Source organism: Brooklawnia sp., assembly GCF_049651565.1.
GTDB lineage: Bacteria > Actinomycetota > Actinomycetes > Propionibacteriales > Propionibacteriaceae > Brooklawnia.
Window position 1 is genome coordinate 1 of sequence record NZ_JBASCI010000264.1, and the last position, 7,248, is coordinate 7,248.

Consider the following 7,248-nt stretch of genomic DNA (forward strand, 5'->3'; position numbering starts at 1 on the left):
GCTGGGATCAACTCGAGCAGGCCTGGATCGAGTGGGGTGCGATGAATGGGCAGGACGGCCTGGTCCTCCTGGACCCTCTGGCGCGTGGGTTGGCCGAGCTGGCCACCCAGTGGGCGGGCCTGCACGCCGCATTCGTGAGGCTGCTGCCGCCCGCGCTGCGTCCCGTGGACCCGGAGGCGTACGACCACCGGGCCGACGAGTACGTCAGGGAGAAGGTGGAAGACCTGCAGGACCAACCAATCCAGGACTACTTCGGCGAACTGCCGCTGGACTGCGACCTGAGGGAGATGGTCGAGGACGTCACAGGGGAGTCGTGGGACTGGCTGCTGGGCCGGGTCATCAGGTGGGGGGACGCCGCAGCCCAGGTTTACGGGCCGGTGCAGCGGGCCGTGCTGCGCTGCCTGCTGCACTGTTGGGAACGCCACGAGCCCGACGAGCAGCCACCGGAGTGCACGATGTGGATCGAAGTGCTCCGCATCCCGGCGCCAGCGACGCTGAATCCGGTCTGGTTGCCGGGGCTGGGCGGCAACCTGGTCAAGGCGGTCGACCCGCGCAACGAGCGCGCACCTGCCAGGCTGCACCTGGAAGAGGAGGTCAGCGGGCTGCCCGTCGACTCACTCGCGCCGCCGCGCTATCCGCTCGGGCTCGACTTCCCGACCTGGATCATCCTGCGCGACCACGAACCGGACTGGTTCCTGCCCGGATCACAGTCGGTGGCGATGCACACCCTCACCGCACTGCGCACCAACCCGGCGTTCATCGATGCGTTCCTGGTGGGACTCAACTCCCAGTTCCTGTCCGAGGCGCGCTGGCGCGGGTTGCAGGCCGACCGCTGGGCCACCCCGCTGCGGATGTTCTTCGGTCCGGCCGAACCGGCGAGCGGGAAACGTGGGCCCGACATCATCCCGATCGGCGAGTGGACCGACGACTCGCCGCTCGGCCACAGGTCGCACCAGGCCGACGCCAGCGTCCCGGGAGCCACCACGTCGGCGGAACGGCTGGTGCTGCTGTTCCACACCCCGCTGTTCCGGCGCTATCCGGGCACCGTCGTCTACCTGCAGCGCAGGCTCGACGACGACGACCTGCAGGAACTGGCGCTGCAGGAGGGGCCGCAGGACCTGCGACCACCCGAGGGCGGCGACCTCGCCACCTGGCTGACCAACCGGACACACATCGCCGCGACGTTCCGCGGCGACATCACCCCCGACCTGGTCTTCTTCGTGTTCGACATCGCCCCAACCGACCTCGACGAATACCTGGTGGTGCTCGACGAACCACCCAGCGAGGTGCGATTCCGCAACGACCTGGGCGTCCAGCTGGACACCTCGGCCGGGCAGGCCGCGAAGGACATCGACCCGCAGACCCGGATGGCCATCGACGGAGCGCACCTCAAGCATCAGGGGAGGAGCGAATGACGCCGCCACCAGATGGACCGCCCGAGGAGTTGGGCGTCCTGCTGCCCCTGCAGCTCGAGACCAAGTTCCGCCAGGACGACCCGGACAGACCCTGGCGAATGCTGCTCCGGGTCATCCCGCAGCCGCCGGCCATCGACAGCCACAGCGACCACCTGACCCCGGACGAGATCGAGGCTGTGCGTTTGTTCCGCGACGCCCTCAACAGCGACGAGGCGCTGCAGCCCGACTGGTTCGGGACGCCGGACCACCGCCGCGCCTTCGCAGAGCTTGCCGAGCGGGTCGGGCCGGCCCGGGCAACCTGGTTGGCCCAGCATGCACCCCGCAGCCCCGGCGAGCAGATCAATCCGGCCGACGAACCGGCAATGGTGCGGGGCCTGCCGGCCCGGTTGCGGGTGGCGGTCTGGACTCACGCCAACGGGGCCGAGCAGTTGCAGTCGATCGGCGACCTGCCGAACGACCCGGACAACCCTGACGCCACCATCGCCCCCGAACTGCCGCTGCCGAGGCTGGACGCCGTCGACTCGGTGCTCGGCCACTGGGTTGCCGACTGGCCGGAGGCGGTCAGGGTCGGGCTCGGTGGTGAGTTCGAGTTGCCCGACGGGCTGGGCCCGGCGGACCTGCGTGGGGTCTGCGTCTGGGGCATCGGCGACGAGGCGGCCGCGACGCTGTTCGAGCACCAGATCTGGACGGGCGCGCTGGCGGAGGCGCCGCTCGGCGTCGCCACCAACAGCGTCGGTGGCGCGACCACCGCCACCTCGCTGGCCGGCCCGGAGGGCCGGTCGACGGCCGATGGTGCACCCGATGAGGAGGCATGGTGGCAGGCGCTGCTGCGGCGCATCGACCCGGCCAACGCCGAGTCCGCCCTGGACCGGGTGATCCACCGGTCATTGACCGGAACGACGGTGCCCAGCATCGCACGCCCTCGCGGCCGGGAGGCGGTGCTCGCCGAAGCCGAGGTCGACGAGAACGTGCTGGGACTGTTCGCCGGCGACGCCGAGGCGATTCGCTCCGCCCGTGCGTCGTTCCCGGCCGGCACCCGGCTCGCCCCGTTGCTGCACATTGCCCTGTGGCCGGCGCTGTGGGGGGCTCGAACCTGGGGCGACCGCTGGGGGCAGGACGGCGACGCCGTGGAACGGCTGGGACACCTCGGGCGGTGGACGCTACAGAACGTGAACCCACAGGGCCCGTTGCCGGCGCTGCGGTTGCACGACGAACCGTACGGGTTGCTGCCGATCACCAGGCTGGACGCCTGGGCGCCCACCTCGGACGACCCGCCGGACCTGGAGTCGCTGGTCGACTCGCTACGGGCGGCCAGGACGAGATTGCATGCCGAGCTGGTCACGGGTGGCACCGTGCGCGGCGCAGACGCCGCCCGCTACGCCGAACTGCTCGGCCGGGGTGGCCGGTCGTTGCGGTTCGGACTCCATCGCTGGATCGATCTGAACACAGTCCGGCCGGTGCTCGCCGACCCTGGACGCTATCGCGTGATGGTGAGCGGCGAGCGGGAATGGCTTGAATCGTCGGCGGTGCCCGACCCGGTCGAGCTGCCGCTGGTGCAGGGCACCTTGTCGACGGTTTGGGGCGAGGACGAGGTGGCCCGCCGCGTCCCGCTGCCAGCGCTGCTCGAGACCATCCTGGCCGGCGGCCGAACGCTGATGCCATCGTCCGGAAACCCGATCGTGGACCTCACCGGGCTGTTCAGTTCGGACGAAAGGTACTTCGGCGAGACCGAACATGGTCGATACCGCGCACGCCTGCGCGTCCTGACCGATTCGCTGCTGGCCCGGCTGCTCGTGCAGGCCGGCTTGACGGTTTCGCGGTGGCACCAAGTGGGGGTCAGCCCGCCGCTGGGCGCGGGCTTCGAGGCTGAGGGTTGGCCGGTCGCTGCGCTGCAGGTGGCGGGCATGGTCGACCCGGATGATCCAGCGGAACCGCTTCGGTGGACAAAGCCGGCAGCATGGCTGGCGGTTCCCAACGGCGACCCGACCTACCCGAAGCTGTGGGGCAGCTACCTGCCGGCCATCCCGCCGCCGACCATCGACTCGGCCAGGCGGAAGCGGCTCGAGGATGCCTGCGGCGCGTTACTGGACACCTACACCACCCGCATCGATCCGTGGTTGACCGGGGTGGCCTGGCAGCGGCTGCGGGCCGCGAGCGACGGGCAGGCCCGGCATCGGTTGGGCGCCTACGGCTGGGTGTACGGGCCATTCGAAGGCCGGCCCGGCCCAACCGACTCCGGCCTGCTGCACACCCCCTCACAAGCCCAGACGCTGGTCGCCACGCTGGCCAGGGACGAGTACCTGAACAATCGTCGACACCCGCAGATGAATGAACAGGGCGAGCCGCCCTGGGGCATCGCCCTCACCGGCTCCGCGGTCCGGATCGCCACCGAGCTGGTGGCAGACCTGCGCGACGGCCACCACCTGTACGAGGTGGTGGGACGCGAGGTTGAACGCATCGTCGCCACACCCGCCGAAAGCCCGTACCTGGCCGCCGAGCAGCTGCGGCAGCGGTTCCCGATGTACCCCGACCGGCCGGACCCCCGCCAGGTGTGCCAGGGCGTCGCCGCTCTGGAGAGCTACCTGGCCGGCGAACCGGTGCCGGTGCCGGTATCGACCGGGCAGCTCGACCAGTTGCGCGAACTGCAGGCCGGGATCGATGCCCTGGCCGACATCGCGCTGCTGGACGGCGCGCTCAACTCGTCCTCGCGCCGGCCGGGGCGGGCGGCCGCGTCGATGCGCGGGGTGTCCGGGTCCGGGCCGTTCCCCGAGCCGGAGTACCCGAGGACGCCGGCGTCCGGACGCGAGCTGTGGACCACGGTGCTGTCGGTGATCCCGTGGCGTGAACCCGAGCCGGACGCCACTGCCGCCGGGCTGGCCGAGCCGTCGGTGGCGGCGCTGCTGGAGCAGCAGTTCGGCACCGGGTGGACCTGGCGTGTCGACTTCTCCGACGGTACTCAGGCCTCGGTCTTGCTGGACACCTTCGGGTTGCGGCCCATCGACACCGTAGCCCTCGCCCCGGCCCAACTGCGGCTGTTCGCCGCCGCAGCCTGCGGGGTGCAAGGCGTCCCGACCGGCCGCCAGGCGAGCCTGGGCCCTTCCGGCGCCGGTGAACTCTTCGAACCAACCGAACCGGACGGCCACGCGTCCGCCGTCGTGGTGGACCCACCGGCACTGGCCACGGCGGCCCGGCTGTGCGCGCTGCTCGGCGGACCGGCGACCGATGCCACCTGGGCCACCACAGCGCTGCTCGCCCGCTACGGGCAACTGAAGACCGAACACGACGCCACCGTTTCCCGGCTGCTGGCCGCCACTCAGGCAGGCGCGAGCCACGAGCAGCAGGTGGCTGCGGTCCGGCTGGGCGCCCGATGGGGACTCACCCCGCTGAACACACCGGCCGACACTGCGGCGGTGACCGCGGCGGTCGGCGGGCTGCCGCAGCCGGACGGGGCGACCCCGCTCGCCGAGATCCTGGCCGTGATGGCGGGTGAGCTGGAGCAGCGGGCAGCGGGAGTCGATCCGACCGGGGGAGCCGACAGCATCGCGCGGGCCGTCGCCACGCTGGCCGCGCCGCAGGGCAACCTGCCGGTGCTGGTGAAGTGGCCCACCTCCCGGCTGCTCCAGACCGCCGAGCTGACGTCGCGGGACCCAACCAGGTGGGAAGGGGAGTGGCTGACCGTGGTGGCGCCGACGCGTCCCGCGCTGGCCAGGCTGGAGGCGTACCAGTTGGCCGCCGAAGCTGCCGGCGGAGAGGCGCTCACGGTTTGGGCGAACTCCGGCGACCCATGGCTGACTGAGGAGATCGCCGAGCTGATCGCATTCGGTGGCGGGCTGGGCGGAACTCCACCCGGCTATGCCTGTGCGGTCGGACCCGGCGACGCGTTGGCCGGCGAGGATGTGGCTGTCGGGGTGGTCGACGCCTACGCCGAGGTGCTGCCGCTGCGGCGCAGGGACACCCACGCCGCATTCGGGTTCAACGCGCCACTGGCCCGGGCGCCACAGGCGATCCTCATCGCCGTCCCGCCGAACGCCGGTGACCGGCTCACCGACGATGACGTCGCGGTCATGCTGACCGAACTGCGTGCGCTGTTGGTGGCCCGCGCGGCCACCGCGTCCGACCGGGTCGACGAGGTGCTGCCGACCGGCCTGCCCTGGCTGGGCGCCGACGAGGCCGTCCGCCTGTTCGATCCAGCGACCCGGTTCATGGACCTGTGAGGAGGGAACCCGAATGCCGCGCTACTTCGCATTGAGCCTGACGCCGCTGCCGACCGCCGACTGGGCCTACGCGGCCAGCGGCACCGTGCACGACTCGCTGTGGTTCCTGACCAGGCAGTGGCAGCTCGGCGAGTTCCAGGGTGAGAACGCCAGCACCCCGGTCCGCGCCGAAGTCATCACCGAGACCCGACCGCTGACCCGGCCGGGGTCGGACGCGTCCCTGCGCGACGTGCCGCCCGAGCCGCTGGTGGAGTCCGAACTGGATGACTGGTGGACGCCGGGCCGGCGGCTGCGGGTGGGGCGACTGCTGGCCGCCGACCTGGCCCTGCAACCGGAAGCCGGCTGGCTGTTCGCCGATCCGCCGCCGCCCTACGACCAGGTCACGCCGGCCTGGGACGGGCTGGCGATGTGGCGGGCCGGGCTGCGTCCAACCGATCCCGCTCTGCTGCCTGAGGTTCCGCCGGATACCGCTTCCGCCTGGGTGGCCGACCAGTTGGTCTACCAGCAGGACGACGCGTTCGCCGCCACCGGCGTCCGGCTGCATCTTCGACGTCATCGTGGTGGCCGGCTGGACTGGTACTCGGTGGACGCCGAAGCCCCCGCCGGCCTGCCGCCCGGTGATCGTCCCGGGGAACCCAGCGTGGTGGTGCCGGCACGGATCGAGTACGCGGGCATGCCACGCACCGGCATCTGGGAGATCGAGGATCCCGCCGCTGACGTCGGCGCGTTGGCGCCGGACGCCGCGCACACCGCCACCGCGATCATGACCGCGCTGTTCTTCTCGCACCGCGACGAGTGGTTCGACATCCCGGTGCCGGCCGAGGCCGGACAACTGCTGCGGATCGCCGCGATCGCGGTGACCGACTCGTTCGGCGAGACCTACCGGTGGTGGTTGGCCGACGACGGCTCCCCGCAGGGGGAAACTGGCCTCGGACCGCCCACCGACCTGGTCGTCACCGCCCAGGGCAGCCTGGCGTGGGGGGTCTTCCGCAGCCAGGGGCTGGCGTCCGGCGAGCTGCTCCTGTGGCAGGCGGTCGACCGGCCGCTGCAGGGTGAGGTCATCGAACGCGTCCAGTTCGGGGTGGACGACCAGTCCAATGTGGTGTGGGCGGTCGAGCGGCGGCTCGACCAGCGCGACCCGCAGCCCACCGTCCCCGAACCGCAGCCGGTGGACGCCGCGGTGCTGCCGCCCGGCGACCTGACCCGCGGCCAGGCGTACCGCTACCAGCCCAACCAGGGGGCCGCCGAGCACTGGATCCCGTACACCATGACCGATGACGACCAACGCCGCCTCGAGCAGCGCCGGCTGGTCGACTTCGCCGACGGGCAGCTGCGAGACCTGCCACCGGCCCGGGCGGCGGTGCTGCAGGGCCAGGCGGCCATCCTGCCCGAATCGCTTATCCCGGCCGACGGGTTCCAGGTCGAGCGGCGCTGGATGCTGGCCCGGGACGCCGCGGGCCGGCCGCACCTGTGGATCCAGCGGCAACGCGGCCCACTGCTCGCGCCGCCGGCCCGGACGCTGCGCTTCGACGTCCCCATCCCGGTCGACCCGGATTGAGCTAGCGGGGCAGGTCCACCTGCAGGACGCGCAGCCCCTCGGCGCCGGTGATGACCAGCAC

At 71.9% G+C, this 7,248-nt stretch carries 3 protein-coding genes; all 3 read left to right on the forward strand.

All coding sequences use genetic code 11. The features are described 5' to 3' along the window. Window positions 1–1,415, forward strand: a 1,415-nt coding sequence (locus WBL05_RS12815; protein ID WP_424226437.1) for a hypothetical protein, incomplete at its 5' end; no start/stop codon positions are given. Next, complete coding sequence (locus WBL05_RS12820) at window positions 1,412–5,629, forward strand: hypothetical protein (RefSeq protein ID WP_424226438.1); 4,218 nt, start codon at window positions 1,412–1,414, stop codon at window positions 5,627–5,629. The genes WBL05_RS12815 and WBL05_RS12820, both read left to right, overlap by 4 nt. Window positions 5,630–5,642: 13 nt before the next feature. Beyond that, a complete protein-coding gene (locus tag WBL05_RS12825) occupies window positions 5,643–7,187 on the forward strand; it encodes a hypothetical protein (protein ID WP_424226440.1) in 1,545 nt (514 codons plus the stop codon). The last annotated feature ends 61 nt before the right edge of the window (window positions 7,188–7,248 follow it).